We start from the raw sequence: 18,594 nt of genomic DNA, 5'->3' as shown, positions 1-18,594 counted from the left end.
CAGATTCTAATCCCCCATCAAGACACAAGCGGCCTTGTGCCGCTCCTACAGGAAAAGGCGTGGGAGCGGACTTTCCCCGCAATTGAGCACACTTCAGCCCCGAACAACCGACACCCCGCCATCCACCGCCATCGCCGCTCCGGTCATGAAGCTCGACGCCTCCGAAGCCAGGAACAACGCCGCCTCGGCGATTTCCTCCGGCCGGGCCAGACGCTTGAGGGCATGCAGCCCTTCGACGTGAGCCCGCGCTTCGGGGCTGCTCATCGCGCTGCGCCCCATGGGCGTGTCGGTGCCACCCGGTAGCAGGGCATTGGCACGCACGCCTTGCGCGCCATATTCCGCCGCAATCACCTGAGTCAAACCCACCAGCCCGGCCTTGCTCGCCGCATAGGCGACCATGCCCGGCATGCCCACGCTGTGGCCGACAAAGGTCGAGGTGAAGATCAGTGAACCGCCGCCGCGATTCAGCAACGCGGGGATCTGCGCCTGGGCGCAAAGGAACGCGCTGGTGAGGTTGGTATCGAGTGTGTGACGCCAGGCTTCCAGCGCCAGGTCGGACGTAGGCGCAAGCTCACCGAGCGTGCCGGCATTATTGAAGGCGATGTCCAGGCCGTCGAAGTGCCGTATGGCGGCATGCACCAGTTCCGCTGCCAATGCAGGATCGGTGATATCGCCGGGCACGGCAATGGCCGCCCCCTGCCCGCCACCGTCCAACTCATCCAGCAATTGGTTGAGTTCGCCCTGGCGGCGAGCCGTGAGCACGAGCCGCGCGCCGTGCCTGGCGAACAACTGCGCCGCCGCCCGGCCGATGCCGGAGCTGGCGCCGGTGATGATTGCCACTTTGTCTGTCAGTTGCATGATGGAGCCTCGTCCTGAGGGTGGTTGCACGGTTGTGCGAACCACTCTCGGGTACGGTGCCGACAGATTCACTCCGTTTCTTGCGCCCTGCCTCCATCCGGCACCGTCGATGTGCGGCCGAGGGTAGATAAAGGAAAGGGCACAAAAATCCAGGCATAAAAAAAGAGGCCTTTCGGCCTCTTCTTTGTGATCCCAGCGACGCACTGCGGATCGAATTTGGAGCGGGAAACGAGACTCGAACTCGCGACCCCGACCTTGGCAAGGTCGTGCTCTACCAACTGAGCTATTCCCGCGTCGTGATGGGCGCCATTCTATCGAAATACAGAACGGCGTCAACCCCTTGATTCAAAAAACTTTTATTTCTGCTCCGAACCTTCGCGCAGGTGCGGCCAGGCAGCCAGCAGGTAGTGCACCATCGACACCAGGGTCAGGCCGGCAGCCACCAGCAGCAAACCATAGCCCAGCACCACCCAGAAGGTCAGCACCGGCGGGTTGGCCAGCAGGATCACCAGCGCCAGCATCTGCGCGGCGGTCTTCCACTTGCCCAGGTTCGACACCGCCACATGCGCCCTCGCCCCCAGCTCGGCCATCCACTCGCGCAGCGCCGAGACCACAATCTCGCGGCCGATGATCACCGCCGCCGGCAGCGTGAGCCAGAAGTTGGCGTGCACCTGCACCAGCAGCACCAGGGCCACTGCCACCATCAGCTTGTCGGCCACCGGGTCGAGGAAGGCGCCGAATGGCGTGCTCTGCTGCAACCGACGGGCCAGGTAGCCGTCGAGCCAGTCGGTGGCGGCGGCGATGGCGAACACCGTGCTGGCGGCCATGTAGCTCCAGTGATAGGGCACATAGAACAGCAGGATGAAGATCGGGATGAGCAGGACGCGTAGAACGGTGAGCAGGTTTGGAATATTCATCGGTACGACTGGCTGCGAGTTGAGCCCGGCATTCTACTCGCTATGCAGGCTGGCATAAATCGACTCGGCAAGCTTTTTACTGATGCCCGGGGCCTTGGCGATCTCGTCGATACTGGCGCGGTTGAGCTCCTGCAGGCCGCCGAAATGTTTCAGCAGGTCGCGCCGGCGCTTCGGCCCTACCCCGGCTACATCTTCCAGGCTCGAGGTGCGGCGCGCCTTGCCGCGGCGGGCGCGGTGGCCGGTGATGGCGAAACGGTGGGCCTCGTCGCGGATCTGCTGGATCAGGTGCAGGGCCGGCGAGTCGCCTTTGAGGGTGAACTCGTGGGCCACGTCGTTGAGGTACAGGGTCTCGAAACCGGCCTTGCGGGTCACGCCCTTGGCCACCCCCAATAGCGTCAGGTCGCCGAACCCCAGGTCCTGCATCACGTCGCGGGCCATGTTCAACTGGCCCTTGCCGCCGTCCACCAGCAGCACGTCGGGCAGCTTGCCCTCGCCGTCCTTGATCCGCCCATAGCGACGCTGCAGGGCCTGGTGCATGGCTGCGTAGTCGTCGCCAGCGGTGACGCCTTCGATGTTGAAGCGGCGGTAGTCGGACTTGAGCGGGCCTTCGGGGCCGAACACCACGCAGCTGGCCACGGTGGCCTCGCCGCTGGAGTGGCTGATGTCGTAGCACTCCAGGCGCTGCGGCACTTCATCCAGGTCGAGCACCTGGGCCAGCGCCTCGAAGCGCGCGGCCATGTGCTGGCGGTTGGCCAGGCGGGCGTTGAGAGCCTGTTCGGCGTTGGTCACCGCCAGTTGCTGCCAGCGGGCCCGGGTGCCGCGCACCCGGTGGCTGATGCTGAGCTCGCGGCCGCGCAGCGTCCGCACGGCCTCGGTGATGGCGTCGAAGTCCTCATGCACCACGTTGACGATCAGCTCGCCCGGCAGTTCGCGCTCGGCGTTGCCCAGGTAGTACTGGGAGAGGAATGCGGCCATGACTTCGGCCACCTCCTCCTCAATGCCCACCTGCGGGAAGAAGTTCTTGCTGCCCAGCACCCGGCCGCCGCGCACGCTGATCAGGTGCACGCAAGCGCCGCCCGGGTTGACGAAGGCCGCCACCACATCGACATCGCCGGAGCCACCTTCCATGTACTGCTGGTCCTGAACCCGGCGCAGCAGGGCGATCTGGTCGCGCAGTTCGGCGGCCTTCTCGAAGTTCAGGGCCATGGCGGCCTTTTCCATTTCGGCGTTGAGCTCGTTGCCCAACTGCTGGCTGCGGCCTTCGAGGAACATCACCGAGTGGCGCAGATCCTCGGCATATTCTTCGGGCGTTACCAGGCCCACGCACGGTCCCTTGCAGCGCTTGATCTGGTATTGCAGGCACGGGCGGGTGCGGTTGGCGTAGTAGCTGTCCTCGCACTGGCGCACCGAGAACGCCTTCTGCAACAGGCTCAGGCTCTCACGGATGGCGCCGGCGCTGGGGTAAGGGCCGAAATAGCGGCCTTTGGCCTTCTTCGCGCCACGGTGGATGCCCAGGCGCGGGAATTCACCGTCGGACAGGAATACATACGGGTAGGATTTATCGTCGCGCAGCAGGATGTTGTAGGGAGGCCGCCACTCCTTGATCAGCGTCTGCTCGAGCAGCAGCGCTTCGGTCTCGTTGGCGGTGATGGTGGTTTCGACCTGGGCGATACGCCCCACCAGGGCAGCCGTCTTCGGCGCCAGGCCGGTCTTGCGGAAATAGCTGGCCAGGCGCTTCTTGAGGTTCTTGGCCTTGCCCACATACAGCAGCCGGGCTTCGCCGTCGAACATCCGGTACACGCCCGGGCGACCGCTGCAGGTCGCCAGGAACGCGCTTGCGTCAAAAGGTTGAGACATGAGGTGTGTTTAAAGACTTGCGTCGACCATACCGTGGCGGACAGCCAGCAACGTCAGTTCGACGTCGCTGGTGACCGAGAGTTTTTCGAAGATCCGATAACGGTAAGTATTGACGGTCTTGGGGGACAGACACAACTTGTCGGAGATGATCTGCACTTTCTGGCAGCCGACGATCATCAGGGCGATCTGGATTTCCCGCTCCGAAAGGGCGTCGAACGGCGAGCCCTGGGGCTGGAACGACTTCAACGCCAGTTGCTGGGCAATCTGCGGGCAGATGTAGCGCTGGCCGGCGAAGGCCAGGCGAATCGCCTGGACCATCTCGTCGAGCCCGGCCCCCTTGGTGAGGTAGCCGGCGGCACCCGCCTGCAGCAACCGGGTGGGGAACGGGTCTTCCTCGCACACGGTCACCGCGACCACTTTCGTGTCCGGATGGCTGCGCAGCAGCTTGCGCGTTGCCTCCAGGCCGCCGATCCCTGGCATCTTCACGTCCATCAGAACCACGTCGGGCTTGAGCTCACGGGCGAGTTTGAGGGCGGACTCGCCGGAGTCCGCCTCCCCCACCACTTGCAGGCCGTCGATGTCGGCCAGCATGCGCGTGATGCCGGTACGCACCAGATCGTGATCGTCGACCACCAGGACCCTAATCAAGCAGACACCTCGTTAGTGGGGCGATTGGATCCCGCCACCTTAACAAAAAATTTCACGGCAAACCTAGCGCAAAGCGTCATGGAAGTATGCCTGCCGGTCGAGGCGCCGTACCCGCGGTGCATCCGGCCCGTCCATTTCACCTGCCAGGCGATTGAGCAGGTGCCATACCGCGGCCTGGTCGGCCGACGGCAAACGCCGAAAGGCGCCGAGCAGACGGTCTTCGTCGGCGGTCAGGCTGTCCAGGGGCGCGGGGGTGCAGACCCCGCTCAACACGTACAGCGCATCGACGCCCTTGGCCGCCACGGCAGCCAGGTAGTCCATGCGCGGTGTGCGCTCGCCGCTTTCGTACTTGCCCTGGGCGTTGGGCTCTACCCCCCCGATATCACCGAATACGCGCTGGGTCAGGCCCAGGCGCTCGCGCTCTTCTCGTAGGCGGGGACCAAATCCGTTCATCTGCGTGCCTCCTTTGCATGGATGGTAAACGGGTGCATCCAGCACCCGAGTGAATGCGTCTGCATTCGCTCGGCACTATGCCAATTGGATCCAATCCTTGCAAGCCATCATTGCGCCACGCCATTGCCCCGCCCCTGAAAGCCGGGGCAATGAGGGTGGTTATTGAGCCATGTTGTGTGGCACCAGCCTTGCGAGTATTCGCCGGCAAGCCAGCACCTGCAGGGCACGATTGCGAAGTGCATCAAACAATAAAATGGACAACCAAGAAGAGCCTTTTCCTTTCAAAGCTCATGGCACGTGCCGCTGCATTCGCACGAAACATTCATCAACACCCACCTCTACAAATTCCCGGCGCAGGTACAGCTGTCGCGCCGGGTTACTGCTGAACACCGTCAAGCGAAGCAGTGGCAAACGCCGTTGCGCCGCCCAGTTCGCCAACGTCTGCAGTGCCCAACTCCCTACACCTCTTCCACGATGCTCAGGCAGCAGGTGCAACTCGCGGATGTACAAAGCCTGGCGGTCCTGGCTCAGGCTGCAGAAGCCCAGCACCTGGTCGTCCTCGACCACCAGCCACTGCTCGCGCCAGCCCCAGGCTTCGTCGAAGGCTTCCTCGATCCACAGCAGGTCGAATTCATGGTAGTACGGCAGCATGGCGCGACGGGTCAGGTCACGGGCGAAGGTACGATGACTATCGGTGGCGGGGATCAGTTGGAGGGGCATCTCAAACACACGGATCAAGGGGGTTCGGGGGCATAGCAGACCGGTGAACTGCCCGGGCCGCGTCGCTCCAGTTCGTCTTCCAGCCAGCGGGCCAGTACCTGGGCATTGTTGTGCTCGGTGTCCTTGCCGGCATACAGCAGGGTCAGGACGCCCTTGTCGGCCACGTCCAGCAGGGGGTACCAATGCTCGGGATGGGCAGCCAGCTCCTGCTGGTAGCGCCGGGTGAAACCGGCAAAATCCAGCTCACCGGCATGGAACGCCTTGCGCAATTCGTCGGATGGCGCCACCTCACGCAACCACCGGCCCTGCAGGTCTTCCTTGCGCGTGTTGCGCGGCCACAGGCGATCGACCAACACGCGCTGGCCATCGCTCGGCAATGCCGCTTCGTAGACACGCTTGCATCGAATCATAAGCCACCTGCGCGACATCTCACCTCAGCAAGCCTAAGGCGTTCATTGACCGAGGTCACGCACAAGTAACGATTTGTTTCTATGCTGAAAGCCTTCGGCACCCTTGCCCGACGCCAACCGGAGCCCCCATGGCAACCCCGTCACTGGCCAGCCAGCCGCAGCTGGCCCACCGCGATTCACGCCCCCATCTTGCACACAAACCCAGCCGCGCCACCCTCACCCTGTTCATCGGCCTGCTCCTGGCCGGCCTGGCCTACACCTTCTGGAGCCTCAAGCAGGACGTCAGCGCCAGCGGCACCGTGGTCACCACCGTCACCCCATTCCTGCTGCTGGGCCTGGCGCTGCTGATCGCCCTGGGCTTCGAGTTCGTCAACGGTTTCCACGACACCGCCAATGCCGTGGCCACGGTGATCTACACCCACTCGCTGCCGGCCCCGGTGGCGGTGGTGTGGTCGGGGCTGTGCAATTTTCTCGGTGTATTGCTTTCCAGCGGTGCGGTGGCGTTCGGCATCATCGCCCTGCTGCCGGTCGAACTGATCCTGCAGGTGGGCTCCAGCACCGGTTTCGCCATGGTCTTCGCCCTGCTGCTGGCGGCGATCATCTGGAACCTGGGCACCTGGCGGCTGGGCCTGCCGGCCTCCTCCTCGCACACCCTGATCGGTTCGATCATCGGCGTGGGCGTGGCCAACGCGCTGATGCATGGGCGCGACGGCACCAGCGGGGTGGACTGGGCCCAGGCCAGCAAGGTCGGTTATGCCCTGCTGTTTTCGCCGTTGATCGGTTTCGCCTGCGCCGCCCTGCTGCTGCTGGCCCTGCGCGCGCTGGTCAAGCGCCAGGAGCTGTACCAGGCGCCGGAAGGCCAGACCCCGCCACCCTGGTGGATCCGTGGCGTGCTGATCCTGACCTGCACCGGCGTGTCGTTCGCCCATGGCTCGAACGACGGGCAGAAAGGCATGGGCCTGATCATGCTCATTCTGGTCGGGACCCTGCCCATGGCCTACGCCCTGAACAAGACCATGCCCAACGAGCAGGCCCTGCAGTTCTCGGCCGTGGCCGAGGTGACCCGCCAGGCCCTGGTGCGCAGTGCGCCGCTGCCGGCCCCGGCAGACCCACGCCAGGTGCTGACGGCGTTCATCAGCACGCCCACGGCCAGCCCCGACCTGGTTCCCGCCCTCGCCGCGCTGACCGGCATGATCGGCGAGGAAGTCAAAGGCTACGGCTCGCTCAAGCGCGTGCCCGCCGAGGCCATGGCCAACGTGCGCAACGACATGTACCTGACCAGCGAGGCGATCCGCCTGCTCGACAAGCACCAGCTGGCCCGTTTCGACGCCGACACCCGTCGCCATGTGCAACTGTTCAAGCGCCAGCTGGACGATGCCACCCGCTACATCCCGCTGTGGGTCAAGGTGGCGGTGGCGATCGCCCTGGGCCTGGGCACCATGGTCGGCTGGCGGCGCATCGTGGTCACGGTCGGCGAGAAGATCGGCAAGACCCACCTGAGCTATGCCCAGGGCGCCTCGGCCGAGGTGGTGGCGATGTGCACCATCGGCGCGGCGGACATGTTCGGGCTGCCGGTGTCGACCACCCACGTGCTCAGCTCCGGTGTAGCCGGGAGCATGGTGGCCAACGGCTCGGGGATCCAGAAGCGCACCCTGGTCAACCTGCTGATGGCCTGGGTGCTGACCTTGCCGGCGGCGATGCTGCTGGCCGGAAGCCTGTACTGGCTGCTCAACCAGCTCTTCTGATCCTGTAGGAGCCAGCCTTGCTGGCGAACCGCACACACCGCCGTTCGCCAGCAAGGCTGGCTCCTACAAGGGCAAACTATCAGCCAGGAATCTTCAGGCCACGCTGCACCGCCGGGCGCTCGAGAAAGCGGGCCAGCACCCGCTGCACTTCCCTGAACTCATCGAACCCCACCAGTTCCCGCGCGTTGTAGCGCTCCACCAGGTTGCGCACCCAGGGGAAGATGGCGATATCGGCGATGCTGTAGGCGTCCACCATCCATTCACGCCCCTTCAGGTGCCGATCCAGCACACCCAGCAAGCGCTTCGATTCGTTGACGTAACGATCCCGCGGCCGCTTGTCCTCGTAGTCCTTGCCTGCGAAGAAGTGGAAGAACCCCACCTGGCCGAACATCGGCCCGATGCCGCCCATCTGCAACATCAGCCACTGCAGTGTCTGGTAGCGCTGGGCCGGGTCGTGGCTCAGCAACTGGCCGCTCTTCTCGGCCAGGTACTGCAGGATCGCCCCCGACTCGAACAACGGTAGCGGTTGCCCGCCGGGGCCATCCGGGTCGAGGATTGCCGGAATCTTGTTGTTGGCGCTGAGTGAAATGAACGCGGGGCTCAGCTGGTCGTCCGTCTCGAAGCTGACCTTGTGCACTTCGTACGGCAGGCCGATCTCCTCGAGCATGATCGAAACCTTGACCCCGTTGGGCGTGGCCAGCGAGTACAGTTGCAACCGCTCCGGGTGCCGGGCCGGCCACTTGCGGGTAATGGGGAACGCGGACAGATCAGTCATGTTCGGGCCTTGGTTGTATAGGGTTGGTAGACAACGCGGCATCCCTGACCATCACCCAGTCGCGATGGCGCTCCTCGCCACACGGGAAAACCGCCTCCCCCACCTTGCAAAAGCCATTGCGCTGGTAGAAGCGAATGGCCCGCGTGTTGAGTTCGTTGACGGTGAGGCGCACTGCACCGTGGATGTGGGCCAGGGTCGCTTCCAGCAGCTGTTGCCCCACCCCGCTGCCATGGACGTCAGGCAACAGGTAGAAACGGGAAACCTCCACCAGGTGGTCGGCGGTGCTGATACCCAGGGTGCCGGGCGCCAGGTCGAGCATGCTGTAGCCCACCACCCGCCCCCTCTCCTCGACCACCAGCAGGCGCTTGTGAGGATGCTGCAGGTGCGTCAGGAAATGCTCGGGCTGAAGGTTGTGGGCGATATAGTGCTGCAGCGCGGCAGGGGCGCTGTCGGGTGGGCTGGCCAAGGCGAAGGTGGCCTGGCCGACGTGGCTCAGCGCGCTGCTGTCAGCGTCGCGGGCCGGGCGGATCTGGTAGGGCATGGCAACATCCTGTCGGGCGTCCGGATCGCCTCCGACAATGCCAGCCCCGCCGGGGTGGTGCAAATGAAAAGGCGACCCGGTTTTCACCGGATCGCCTTCAGGCCTCAGTAACGCGTCCTCACCGGTTCCGCGTCGCGGGAGACGATCACCTCCACCCGGCGATTAAGCTGGCGCGAATGCGCATCGGCGTTGCTCGCCACGGGGGACGCCTTGCCGTAGCCGGCGCTGACGATGCGCGCCGGGTCCACACCCTGGCGACGCAGCGCCTGGGCCACAGCCGACGCGCGGTTCTCCGACAACCGCAGGTTCAAGGCATCGCCACCGGTGGAGTCGGTGAAGCCTTCGACCCGCACCTTGCGCTCAGGGTTGTCCCGCAGGAACTGCGCCAGGCGCTGGATATCGTCGTGGCTGCGGCTGCGCAGCTCGGCGCGGCCGGTGTCGAACAGCACATCGCCGAAGGTCACCACCGTGCCACGGTCGGTCTCCTTGCCCTTGAGCGCCTTCAAGGCATTGAGCTGGGCAGTGCGCACCTCCAGCCGAGCCTCGGCGCGACGAGCCTCGATGCCGCGCATACCGGCCTCGGCCTTGCGCAGGCGGATGGTTTCCTCGGCCGTCTCGATCTTGCGGTTGGCCAAGTAGGCCAACTGCTCGACCTCGGGCGACTTGCGGCTGGCCAGCGAAGCTTCTTCGGCCTTGCCCAGCGCGGCTTGCGCCTGCTGGGTCTCCAAGGCGGCCAGGCGATGAGACTCCGGCTTGCCCTGCAGGGTCGAGAAGGCCTCGCGGGCCTCCACCAGGCGTGGGTTTTCCGGGGTCGCGGCGCAGCCGGCGATCACCAGGGCGAGCACGGACATGGCCGGCAGCAGATAACGTTTCGACATGTTCGGCTCCTTATTGGCCTGGCTTCGTGGGGACGGCACCCGGCTCGGTGAGCATTTCATGCTTGAGCACCTCGATACCTTTTTCCGCGGTTTTCAACTGTTCTTCGGTGCGCTGCGCCCGGGCCTTGGTCTCGGCCAGGCGGGCATCGGCCTCGGCCTGCTGGGCCAGGGTGCGGACCTGTTCGTAGCGCTTCTCGCCGAAGGCGCGATCCATGGCGCCGAGCTTGTCCTGGGCAGCGCGCATCTCCACCGGCGCATACTGGGTGGCATCGGCGGCGACCGCACGGTTGACGGCGCTACGGGTGAGTTCGACCTGCTCGGTGGGGACCGTGACACTGGCACATCCGCCCAGGATCATGAGCAGGCCGGCCAGCGGCAGCGATTTGCGATTGAAAGGGACACGCATGGAAAAGCTCCTGTGCTGCGTACGCGAACCGGCGATCGGCGAGCTTCGCTCATCACCGGAATTGGACTGAAGGCGTAGGAAACGTCTGGGTTGCTCGCCATAAAACCGGCCCTGATGCTGAGATGGAGTCCTTTCAGGCATCAGGAATACGCGAACACCCAAGACAGACTGCTGCGAAAACGGCATCAGACTATTCCCAGCGAACCAGCAGCCGAATAGGACTTTTCGCAATTGAGCCGTAAGGAAATTCGACAAGCGATTGAGCTTTCCCCTCCCGGCCCGGCCAGTGCCTTGCAGGTATCGAGCGGGATTGGGCTCTTTTCCATCTAGCAGGGTATTTCCGTCGGGCATGATGCCGCCTCCAGTCCGTGCAGTTGTCACGTCGAAACGACGCTTGCTGGCGGTAGGATTTCAGCCTGGTTGGCGTCTACTGACAGAAATATCAGGTGGGAGGCCGTGCTGTGGGCCGACCGCAACAGATACGGTCAGCCCACACGGCAAAACAGGCGGCCAAGGCCTAGACCTGCTGGTGGGCCTTGAGCTTGAGCTTTTCGGTGTCGACCCGCACGAACACCGAGTCGGCGAGCACCGTCCGCACATCACCGGCCCAGACCTCGCAGATCACCCGGCTCTTGCGCCCGACCTCGCCTTCGACCCGCGCCTTGAGCAGCAGCTCGACGCCCATCGGCGTCGGTTTGAGGTAGGTCAGCCCGAGTTGGCCGGTGACGCAGTCGATCCGTGGCAGGCTGCCGGCCTCGCGGCCTTCGGCGCGGTAGTGATAGGCCATCGCGGTCCAGTTGGAGTGGCAGTCCACCAGCATCGCCAGCAGGCCGCCATAGACCAGGCCCGGCCAGCCGGTGAAGGTTTCGTCGGGGGTGTGGCGGCATAGCAGGTGAATGCCATCGGTGTCCCAGTGGCTCTGCACATGCAGGCCGCTGGGGTGAGCGCAGCCGCAGCCGTAGCAAATACCTTCGGGGGCGGCGAGGAGTTGCAGGGAATCGGTCATGGGCGTCCTTTGCTTGTTGGAGTTGGGCAGGCAGCACTGGCCGATGGTAGCGCCACGCCCCGCGCCTGCGTCAATACCGTATCCAGGTAGGCGCCAGCCTTGCTGGCGAACCAGGCAACGCGGGGGCGGGCACCGGCTGTGCCGGTGTTCGCCGGCACAGCCGGCTCCTACAGGGATCGCATCGGCTGTCAGGTGTTGGGCAACGCCGGGACCCGATTGCGCCGCTGGGTCAGCGACACCAGCAGGATGAACAGCGTCACCCCGGCGGTCATCAGCGTTTCGTAGCGGTAGGCGTCACTGAACAGCATGTAGCCCAGCACCATGACGATGGTGCCGATCACCAGCCAGGTCAGCCATGGGAACAGCCACATCTTCAGTTCCAGTGGCCGGCCTTCACGCTCGGCGCGCGCCCGCATGCGCAGTTGCGACACGGCGATCACCAGGTACACCAGCAGGGCGATGGCACCGGTGGTGGACAACAGGAAGCCGAACACCTTGCCGGGGAACACATAGTTGACCAGGCAACCGGCAAAGCCCGCCAACGTCGAAAGCACGACCGCCACCGTCGGCACGCCGGCACCGGAAATACGCTTGGTCATGCCCAGCGCCTGGCCACGGGCCCCCAGCGAATAAAGCATGCGCGAAGCGGTATACAAGCCGGAGTTCATGCAACTGGTGACCGCCACCAGCACCACCAGGTCGACCAGCAGCTTGGCGCCCGGCACGTTCAGCACTTCCAGCACCCGCTGGAACGAACCGACCGCCTTGAGCCCCGGGTCGTTCCACGCCACCAGCGACACCACCAGGAAAATCGACGCCAGGTAGAAGATGGCGATGCGGTACACCACCAGGTTGGTGGCGCGGCGGATCTTGTCTTTCGGGTTGGCGGTCTCGTCGGCGGCGATGGTGACGATCTCGGCGCCGAAGAACGAGAAGATGGTGATCAGCACGCCGCCCAGTACCGTACCGAAACCATTGGGCATGAACCCACCGTTGCCCCACAGGCGACTGACCCCGGACACTTCGGCCAGCGGCCAGAAACCGAACACCGCCAGGCTGCAGACCACGATGAAGGCAATGATGGCGACCACCTTCACCAGGGCGAACCAGTACTCGAATGCGCCGAAGTTCTTCACACTGACCAGGTTGCTGCCCGACAGCACGACCATGATCAGGAAGGCGAACAGCCAGGACGGCACGCCTGGGAAATACGCATGCAGGATATCCGCGCCGGCGATGGCCTCGACCGGGATGATCAGCACCCAGAACCACCAGTACAGCCAGCCAATGGTGAAGCCCGCCCACGGCCCGATGGCCTCGCTGGCGTAGGTGGAGAACGAACCGCTGTTAGGGTTGGCGATGGCCATTTCACCGAGCATGCGCATCACCAGCAGCACCAGCAGGCCGGTCATGGCGTAGGAAATGAGAATGGCCGGGCCGGCGGTGGCGATGGCGTTGGAAGAGCCGATGAACAGCCCGGCGCCAATGATGCCGGCGATGGAGATCATGGACACCTGGCGCGAGGTCAGGCCGTGTTGCAAGGCGCGCTGTTTTTTGTTGTCTGGCGATGCCATGGGGAACCCTCGAATGGGTCGGCCGCCACTAAGGACGACTGAAAGTAGAAGCAGAATTCTGTAGGTCGGAGTTGCTCGTTCTTGTTGTTGTGAAACGCCGGTCGCTAACTTTCCCTCCTCTACGAACAATCGGTTGTCATTGTTGATCCAGGTCAGTATTAATCTATGGCGCCGACTCAACAAACGACCTTTTCGAAGCACATCATTCCCTGACGGATTGAACTTCTTCCATTTTCGCTGGGTAACACCTCGCCATGTCCAGACGCCTGATGCCCTCCACCACCGCCCTGCAATGCTTCGAGGCCGCAGCCCGCCACCTGAGCTTCACCCGTGCCGCGCAGGAACTGCACCTGACCCAGAGCGCGGTCAGCAAGCAGGTGGCGCAGCTCGAGGAGATGCTGGCCCACCCGCTGTTCCAGCGCATCCGCAGGCGCCTGCACCTGACCCCGGCGGGCGCGCTGTACCTGGCCGAAGTGAACAAGATCCTCACCCAGATCGACATCTCCAGCCGCTACATCCTCAGCTACGGCGACGAGACCGAAGTGCTGTGCATCGCCACCCAGCCCACCTTCGGCGCGCGCTGGCTGGTGCCCAGGCTCAAGGGCTTCGGCGATCGCCACCCGCGCATCCACCTGGATATCCGCAACGAGCTCGAGCCCTTCGACCTGGTGCAGGCCAAGGCCGACATCGCCTTTTTCTTCGGCCAGGGCACCTGGCCGGGGGCAACCTGCATCGAGCTGTTCAGTGAAGAGGTGGTGCCGGTCTGCGCGCCAAGCTTGCTGGCGCAACGTCGCCTGGCCAGCGCAGAGACCCTGGCCGAACACCGCCTGCTGCAATGCGCCTCGCGCCCGGAGGCTTGGCACGAGTGGTTTCTGGGCCTGGGCCTGCACAGCCAGAACAGTTACCACGGGCCACGCTTCGACACGTTCTACCTGTGCATCCGCGCCGCCATCGCCGGTTGCGGCATCGCCCTCATTCCACGCTATCTCGTGGCCGAAGAGCTGGCAGAGGGCAAGCTGGTGGTGGCCTGGGATCATCCGCTGGCGAGCAACGGCCGGCATTTCATGGCCCATGCCGAGCATGCGGCCGAGGTACCCAAGGTGCGGGCATTCGTGCAGTGGATTCGCGAGCGGGTGGCCGAGGGGAGTTGATGTCGCTTGTACAGGCCCCTTCGCGGGCAAATCCCCCCAGACAAGCCGAAGGCTGTGGGAGACCTGTAGGAGCGGGTTTACCCGCGATGAGGCCAGCAACAGCAACACCGCTCCAGCCTTAATCACGAATTAAAGGAATGACTGCAATCAATTAATTCGTTTGCGAAATATAGACCCGGCACGTTTCGATAATGACTTATTCGAACAACAGGCCGCGTGCACATGAACCAGGAAAGTATCAGCCACTCCATCGCCATCGTTCACCCGATCACACTTTCCCATGGCCGCAACGCTGAAGTCTGGGACACCGCTGGCAAGCGCTACATCGACTTCGTCGGCGGCATCGGCGTGCTCAACCTGGGCCACTGCAACCCGGCGGTGGTCGAGGCGATACAGGCCCAGGCCACGCGCCTGACCCACTACGCCTTCAATGCCGCCCCCCATGGCCCTTACCTCGAACTGATGGCACGCCTGGGCGAGTTCGTCCCGGTCAGCTATCCCGTGGCGGGCATGCTCACCAACAGCGGTGCGGAAGCGGCGGAAAACGCCCTGAAGATGGCCCGCGCGGCCACCGGCAAACGCGCCATCATCGCCTTCGACGGCGGCTTCCACGGCCGTACCCTGGCCACCCTCAACCTCAACGGCAAGGTCGCGCCCTACAAGCAACGGGTCGGTGAACTGCCTGGCCCGGTCTACCACCTGCCCTACCCCAGTCCCGACACCGGGGTCACCTGCGAACAGGCGTTGCAGGCCATGGACCGGCTGTTCAGCGTCGAGCTGGCGGTGGAGGACGTGGCAGCCTTCATCTTCGAACCGGTGCAAGGCGAAGGCGGCTTTCTCGCTCTGGAGCCGACCTTTGCCCAGGCATTGCGGCGCTTCTGCGACGAGCACGGGATCCTGGTCATCATCGATGAGATCCAGTCCGGTTTCGGGCGTACCGGGCAGCGCTTCGCATTCTCGCGGTTGGGGGTAGAGCCGGACCTGTTGTTGCTCGCCAAGAGCATTGCCGGGGGTATGCCCCTGGGTGCGGTGGTTGGTCGTCGGGCAATCGTGGACGCGTTGCCCAAGGGCGGCCTGGGTGGCACCTATTCCGGCAACCCGATCGCCTGCGCGGCGGCCCTGGCCAGCCTTGCGCAGATGACGGATGAGCACATCGCCACCTGGGGCGAGCGCCAGGAGCAGGCCATCGTCCACCGCGCGCAGCGCTGGAAGACGGCTTATCCGTTTATCGGCCGCCTGACAGGCGTGGGCGCCATGCGCGGCATCGAGTTCGTCAATGCCGACGGCAGCCCGGCGCCCGCATTACTGGCCAAGGTGCTGGAGGCCGCCCGGGACAGAGGCCTGCTACTGATGCCCAGCGGCAAGGCACGGCACATCATCCGCCTGTTGGCCCCCCTGACCATCGAGGGCGAGGTGCTCGAAGAGGGGCTGGATATCCTCGAGCAGTGCCTGGCCGAGCTGAAGTAGGGTTACAAGCCCAGCTCTTCAGGGGTGGGCATGTCGCATTCGAAGGCAATCCAGCCGCCTTCGAGTTCGGCGTGGCCGTTGACGATCAGGCCGTAGTAGGTCAGGCCGTTCTCCAGCGTGACACAGATGTGCGTGGCGCCTTTTTCCGGTGCCGCGAGCGTACCGACGAAATGCACCTTCTTCAGGACTTCGGTCACCGCCTCGAGGCCGACACGCATGTCGGTGTTTTCCGAAGCCTCGGTATCGCCCCCACGGTCTTCGGCGCTGACGGTCACGGTGGCGATGTACGGGTACTTGGTGCTCAAGCGGGGTTACCTCGGGTGGAGTGGATGGCAGAACGGCGCCTAGGGTACGGCAGCAACACCTCGTTGTCTGCACCGACCTGTTCGCCGGCAAGCAGGCTCCTACCGATTGGCGCATTGCCCATAGGCGCCGCCGATGCACATGGCCTCCCCCGCCCCGATCTGTTAGGGTGCCCGCCGATGCACGCCACACCACGCGAGGATACCGAGTGAGCGCCGAACAACCCCTGATCGCCGACCTGTTCGAGGTCGACAAACGCCTGACCCTCAAGCCCGTCGTGGACTTCAACAGTTACCTGCGCAATGCCTTCGGCGACGGCCCCTGCCGCTGCCACCGCTGCGTCGAGGGTAACGGCGATGAAAGCACCTACACACACCGCCACAGCTTCGAACTGGAAGGCCGCACCCTGCACCGCCGCTTCGCCAATACCGCTGGCAGCGACGTGCTGATGGCCCTGAAGAAGGCCTGGCTGTCCTACACCAAGGCCGAGCTGATCACCGTCGGCGCGCTGGACATGACCACCCTGAAGGCCTTCACCGAAGCCGCCCTGCACGAGCGCCTGCTCGCCCTGTTGCCGGCCAGCGGCCTGGCGCGCGAGGCCGACGGCCAATGGCAATTGCAGGTGCTCGCCGACTGACGGTCGCCCCGGCAGGATTCTCCCGCTCTGCTACCTTGGGAGAATCCTCACCCACAGGTGACCCGACCATGGCCCGCACGACCCCCATCGAGCTGTACCGCAACATCGGTATCGTTGCCCACGTGGATGCCGGCAAGACCACCACCACCGAGCGGATCCTGTTCTACACCGGGGTCAACCACAAGATGGGCGAGGTGCACGACGGTGCCGCGACCATGGACTGGATGGCCCAGGAGCAGGAGCGCGGCATCACCATTACATCGGCAGCCACCACCGCGTTCTGGCAGGGCTCGACCAAACAGTTCGCCGACAAGTACCGCTTCAACATCATCGACACCCCCGGCCACGTCGACTTCACCATCGAGGTGGAACGCTCGCTGCGCGTGCTCGATGGCGCGGTGGTGGTGTTCAGCGGCGCCGACGGCGTCGAACCGCAATCTGAGACAGTGTGGCGCCAGGCCAACAAGTACCATGTGCCGCGCCTGGCCTACATCAACAAGATGGACCGCCAGGGCGCGGACTTCCTGCGCGTGGTCAAGCAGATCGACAAGCGCCTGGGGCACCACCCCGTGCCGATCCAGCTGGCCATCGGTGCCGAGGAGAACTTCGCCGGGCAGATCGACCTGGTGAAGATGAAAGCCATCTACTGGAACGACGCCGACCAGGGCACCAGCTATCGCGAAGAAGAGATTCCGGCCGAACTCAAGGCACTGGCCGATGAATGGCGCGCGCACATGATCGAAGCGGCGGCCGAAGCCAACGACGAACTGACCATGAAATTCCTCGACGGCGAGGAGCTGACCATCGATGAAATCAAGGCAGCCCTGCGCCAGCGCACCATCGCCAATGAAATCGTGCCGACCATCCTAGGCTCTTCATTCAAGAACAAAGGCGTGCCGCTGATGCTCGACGCGGTGATCGACTACCTCCCCGCCCCCTCCGAAATCCCGGCGATCAAGGGCACCGACCCGGACCACGAAGACAAGCACCTGGAGCGCCACGCCGACGACAAGGAACCGTTCTCGGCCTTGGCCTTCAAGATCGCCACCGACCCGTTTGTCGGCACCCTGACCTTTGCCCGGGTGTATTCCGGCGTGCTCAGCTCCGGCAACGCCGTGCTCAATTCGGTCAAGGGCAAGAAGGAACGCATCGGCCGCATGGTGCAGATGCACGCCAACCAGCGCGCCGAAATCAAGGACGTGTGCGCCGGCGATATCGCCGCGCTGATCGGCATGAAGGACGTCACCACCGGCGACACCCTGTGCGACATCGACAAGCCGATCATCCTCGAACGCATGGACTTCCCCGACCCGGTGATCTCGGTGGCCGTGGAGCCCAAGACCAAGGGCGACCAGGAGAAGATGGGCATCGCCTTGAGCAAGCTGGCCCAGGAAGACCCGTCGTTCCGGGTCAAGACCGATGAAGAGACCGGCCAGACCATCATTTCGGGCATGGGCGAGCTGCACCTGGACATCATCGTCGACCGCATGCGCCGCGAATTCAACGTCGAGGCCAACATCGGCAAACCGCAGGTGGCCTACCGCGAGAAGATCCGCAACACCTGCGAGATCGAGGGGCGCTTCGTTCGCCAGTCGGGCGGTCGCGGCCAGTACGGCCATTGCTGGATCCGTTTCGCCCCGGGCGATGAAGGCAAGGAAGGGCTGGAGTTCATCAACGAGATCGTCGGCGGCGTGGTTCCCCGGGAGTACATCCCGGCCATCCAGAAAGGCATCGAGGAACAGATGAAGAACGGCGTGCTCGCCGGCTACCCGCTGATCAACCTGAAAGCGGCGGTGTACGACGGCTCGTACCACGACGTCGACTCCAACGAGATGGCCTACAAGATCGCCGCCTCGATGGCCACCAAGCAACTGTCGCAGAAGGGCGGCGCGGTGCTGCTGGAACCGGTGATGAAAGTCGAGGTGGTGACACCCGAGGAGTACCAGGGCGACATCATGGGCGACCTGAGCCGGCGCCGGGGGATGATCCAGGATGGCGACGAGACGCCGGCCGGCAAGGTGATCCGCGCCGAGGTACCGCTGGGCGAGATGTTCGGTTACGCCACCTCGATGCGCTCGATGACCCAGGGCCGGGCCAGCTACACGATGGAGTTCACTCGCTATGCCGAGGCACCGGCGAGCATTGCCGATGCCATCGTCAAGAAGAACCGCGGGGAATAGCGCTTGCCTCATCGCGGCTGAAGCCGCTCCTACAGGGGGTACGCGACCTCTGTAGGAGCGGCTTCAGC

At 64.3% G+C, this 18,594-nt stretch carries 19 protein-coding genes and 1 tRNA gene; 5 read left to right on the top strand and 15 right to left on the bottom strand.

From position 1 onward, the window contains the following. Positions 1-93 precede the first annotated feature (93 nt). From P5705_RS21875 to P5705_RS21840, 8 genes are all read right to left on the bottom strand, one after another. A complete protein-coding gene (locus P5705_RS21875; RefSeq protein WP_277462946.1) occupies positions 94-858 on the bottom strand; it encodes an SDR family oxidoreductase in 765 nt (254 codons plus the stop codon). Between the two features lie 217 nt (positions 859-1,075). Then, positions 1,076-1,151, bottom strand: a tRNA-Gly gene (locus P5705_RS21870). A 63-nt stretch (positions 1,152-1,214) separates the two neighbouring features. After that, positions 1,215-1,775 carry a CDP-diacylglycerol--glycerol-3-phosphate 3-phosphatidyltransferase gene (gene pgsA / locus P5705_RS21865; RefSeq protein WP_011534581.1) on the bottom strand — a complete coding sequence of 187 codons (561 nt, stop codon included), beginning with the start codon at positions 1,773-1,775 and terminating at the stop codon, positions 1,215-1,217. Between the two features lie 33 nt (positions 1,776-1,808). Then, positions 1,809-3,632: an excinuclease ABC subunit UvrC gene (gene uvrC / locus P5705_RS21860; RefSeq protein WP_277462945.1), complete on the bottom strand. Its 1,824-nt coding sequence runs from the start codon at positions 3,630-3,632 to the stop codon at positions 1,809-1,811. A gap of 9 nt (positions 3,633-3,641) precedes the next feature. Beyond that, positions 3,642-4,280, bottom strand: a complete 639-nt coding sequence (gene gacA, locus P5705_RS21855; protein ID WP_011534583.1) for a response regulator transcription factor GacA — start codon at positions 4,278-4,280, stop codon at positions 3,642-3,644. Between the two features lie 63 nt (positions 4,281-4,343). Further along, positions 4,344-4,733 carry a helix-turn-helix domain-containing protein gene (locus P5705_RS21850; RefSeq protein ID WP_011534584.1) on the bottom strand — a complete coding sequence of 130 codons (390 nt, stop codon included), beginning with the start codon at positions 4,731-4,733 and terminating at the stop codon, positions 4,344-4,346. A 288-nt stretch (positions 4,734-5,021) separates the two neighbouring features. Further along, entirely contained in the window at positions 5,022-5,453 is a 432-nt protein-coding gene (locus tag P5705_RS21845) for a GNAT family N-acetyltransferase (protein ID WP_277462944.1), read from the bottom strand. Between the two features lie 14 nt (positions 5,454-5,467). Then, the gene (locus P5705_RS21840) at positions 5,468-5,863 is read right to left on the bottom strand and encodes a DUF488 domain-containing protein (protein WP_277462943.1); all 396 of its coding nucleotides are present in this window, start codon (positions 5,861-5,863) and stop codon (positions 5,468-5,470) included. 128 nt (positions 5,864-5,991) lie between these two features. Here P5705_RS21840 and P5705_RS21835 point away from each other — a divergent pair, with 128 nt between their 5' ends. After that, positions 5,992-7,608: an inorganic phosphate transporter gene (locus tag P5705_RS21835; RefSeq protein WP_277462942.1), complete on the top strand. Its 1,617-nt coding sequence runs from the start codon at positions 5,992-5,994 to the stop codon at positions 7,606-7,608. 79 nt (positions 7,609-7,687) lie between these two features. Here P5705_RS21835 and P5705_RS21830 read toward each other — a convergent pair whose 3' ends face one another. The 6 genes from P5705_RS21830 to P5705_RS21805 form a co-directional block, all read right to left on the bottom strand. Next, positions 7,688-8,383 (bottom strand): glutathione S-transferase N-terminal domain-containing protein, encoded by a 696-nt coding sequence (locus tag P5705_RS21830; protein WP_277462941.1) that lies wholly within the window; start codon positions 8,381-8,383, stop codon positions 7,688-7,690. Further along, positions 8,376-8,924 carry a GNAT family N-acetyltransferase gene (locus P5705_RS21825; RefSeq protein ID WP_277462940.1) on the bottom strand — a complete coding sequence of 183 codons (549 nt, stop codon included), beginning with the start codon at positions 8,922-8,924 and terminating at the stop codon, positions 8,376-8,378. The genes P5705_RS21830 and P5705_RS21825 overlap by 8 nt, the downstream gene beginning before the upstream one ends. 104 nt (positions 8,925-9,028) lie before the next feature. Next, positions 9,029-9,802 carry an OmpA family protein gene (locus P5705_RS21820; protein WP_277462939.1) on the bottom strand — a complete coding sequence of 258 codons (774 nt, stop codon included), beginning with the start codon at positions 9,800-9,802 and terminating at the stop codon, positions 9,029-9,031. Between the two features lie 10 nt (positions 9,803-9,812). Further along, positions 9,813-10,208: a DUF4398 domain-containing protein gene (locus tag P5705_RS21815; protein WP_277462938.1), complete on the bottom strand. Its 396-nt coding sequence runs from the start codon at positions 10,206-10,208 to the stop codon at positions 9,813-9,815. A gap of 517 nt (positions 10,209-10,725) precedes the next feature. After that, positions 10,726-11,214, bottom strand: a complete 489-nt coding sequence (locus P5705_RS21810; protein WP_277462937.1) for a PaaI family thioesterase — start codon at positions 11,212-11,214, stop codon at positions 10,726-10,728. A 188-nt stretch (positions 11,215-11,402) separates the two neighbouring features. Then, entirely contained in the window at positions 11,403-12,788 is a 1,386-nt protein-coding gene (locus tag P5705_RS21805; RefSeq protein ID WP_277462936.1) for an amino acid permease, read from the bottom strand. Positions 12,789-13,042: 254 nt separating this feature from the next. On the opposite strand from P5705_RS21805, the gene gcvA reads away from it, so the two are divergent. Together gcvA and P5705_RS21795 are read left to right on the top strand one after the other, a co-directional pair. After that, on the top strand, positions 13,043-13,939 hold the full coding sequence (gene gcvA, locus P5705_RS21800) for a transcriptional regulator GcvA (protein WP_277462935.1): 897 nt from the start codon (positions 13,043-13,045) through the stop codon (positions 13,937-13,939). 222 nt (positions 13,940-14,161) lie between these two features. After that, entirely contained in the window at positions 14,162-15,406 is a 1,245-nt protein-coding gene (locus P5705_RS21795) for a 2-aminoadipate transaminase (protein WP_277462934.1), read from the top strand. Between the two features lie 2 nt (positions 15,407-15,408). On the opposite strand, the gene P5705_RS21790 is transcribed toward P5705_RS21795, so the two are convergent. Next, a complete protein-coding gene (locus P5705_RS21790; protein ID WP_240066466.1) occupies positions 15,409-15,711 on the bottom strand; it encodes a hypothetical protein in 303 nt (100 codons plus the stop codon). A gap of 206 nt (positions 15,712-15,917) precedes the next feature. On the opposite strand from P5705_RS21790, the gene P5705_RS21785 reads away from it, so the two are divergent. Both P5705_RS21785 and fusA read left to right on the top strand, forming a co-directional pair. Continuing rightward, on the top strand, positions 15,918-16,346 hold the full coding sequence (locus P5705_RS21785; RefSeq protein WP_277462933.1) for a hypothetical protein: 429 nt from the start codon (positions 15,918-15,920) through the stop codon (positions 16,344-16,346). 68 nt (positions 16,347-16,414) lie between these two features. Then, on the top strand, positions 16,415-18,526 hold the full coding sequence (fusA, locus tag P5705_RS21780; RefSeq protein WP_277462931.1) for an elongation factor G: 2,112 nt from the start codon (positions 16,415-16,417) through the stop codon (positions 18,524-18,526). The last annotated feature ends 68 nt before the right edge of the window (positions 18,527-18,594 follow it).

The sequence above is a fragment of the Pseudomonas entomophila genome (genome assembly GCF_029478665.1).
Lineage (GTDB): Bacteria > Pseudomonadota > Gammaproteobacteria > Pseudomonadales > Pseudomonadaceae > Aquipseudomonas > Aquipseudomonas entomophila_F.
This window is presented reverse-complemented; position numbering and strand designations above follow the sequence as displayed.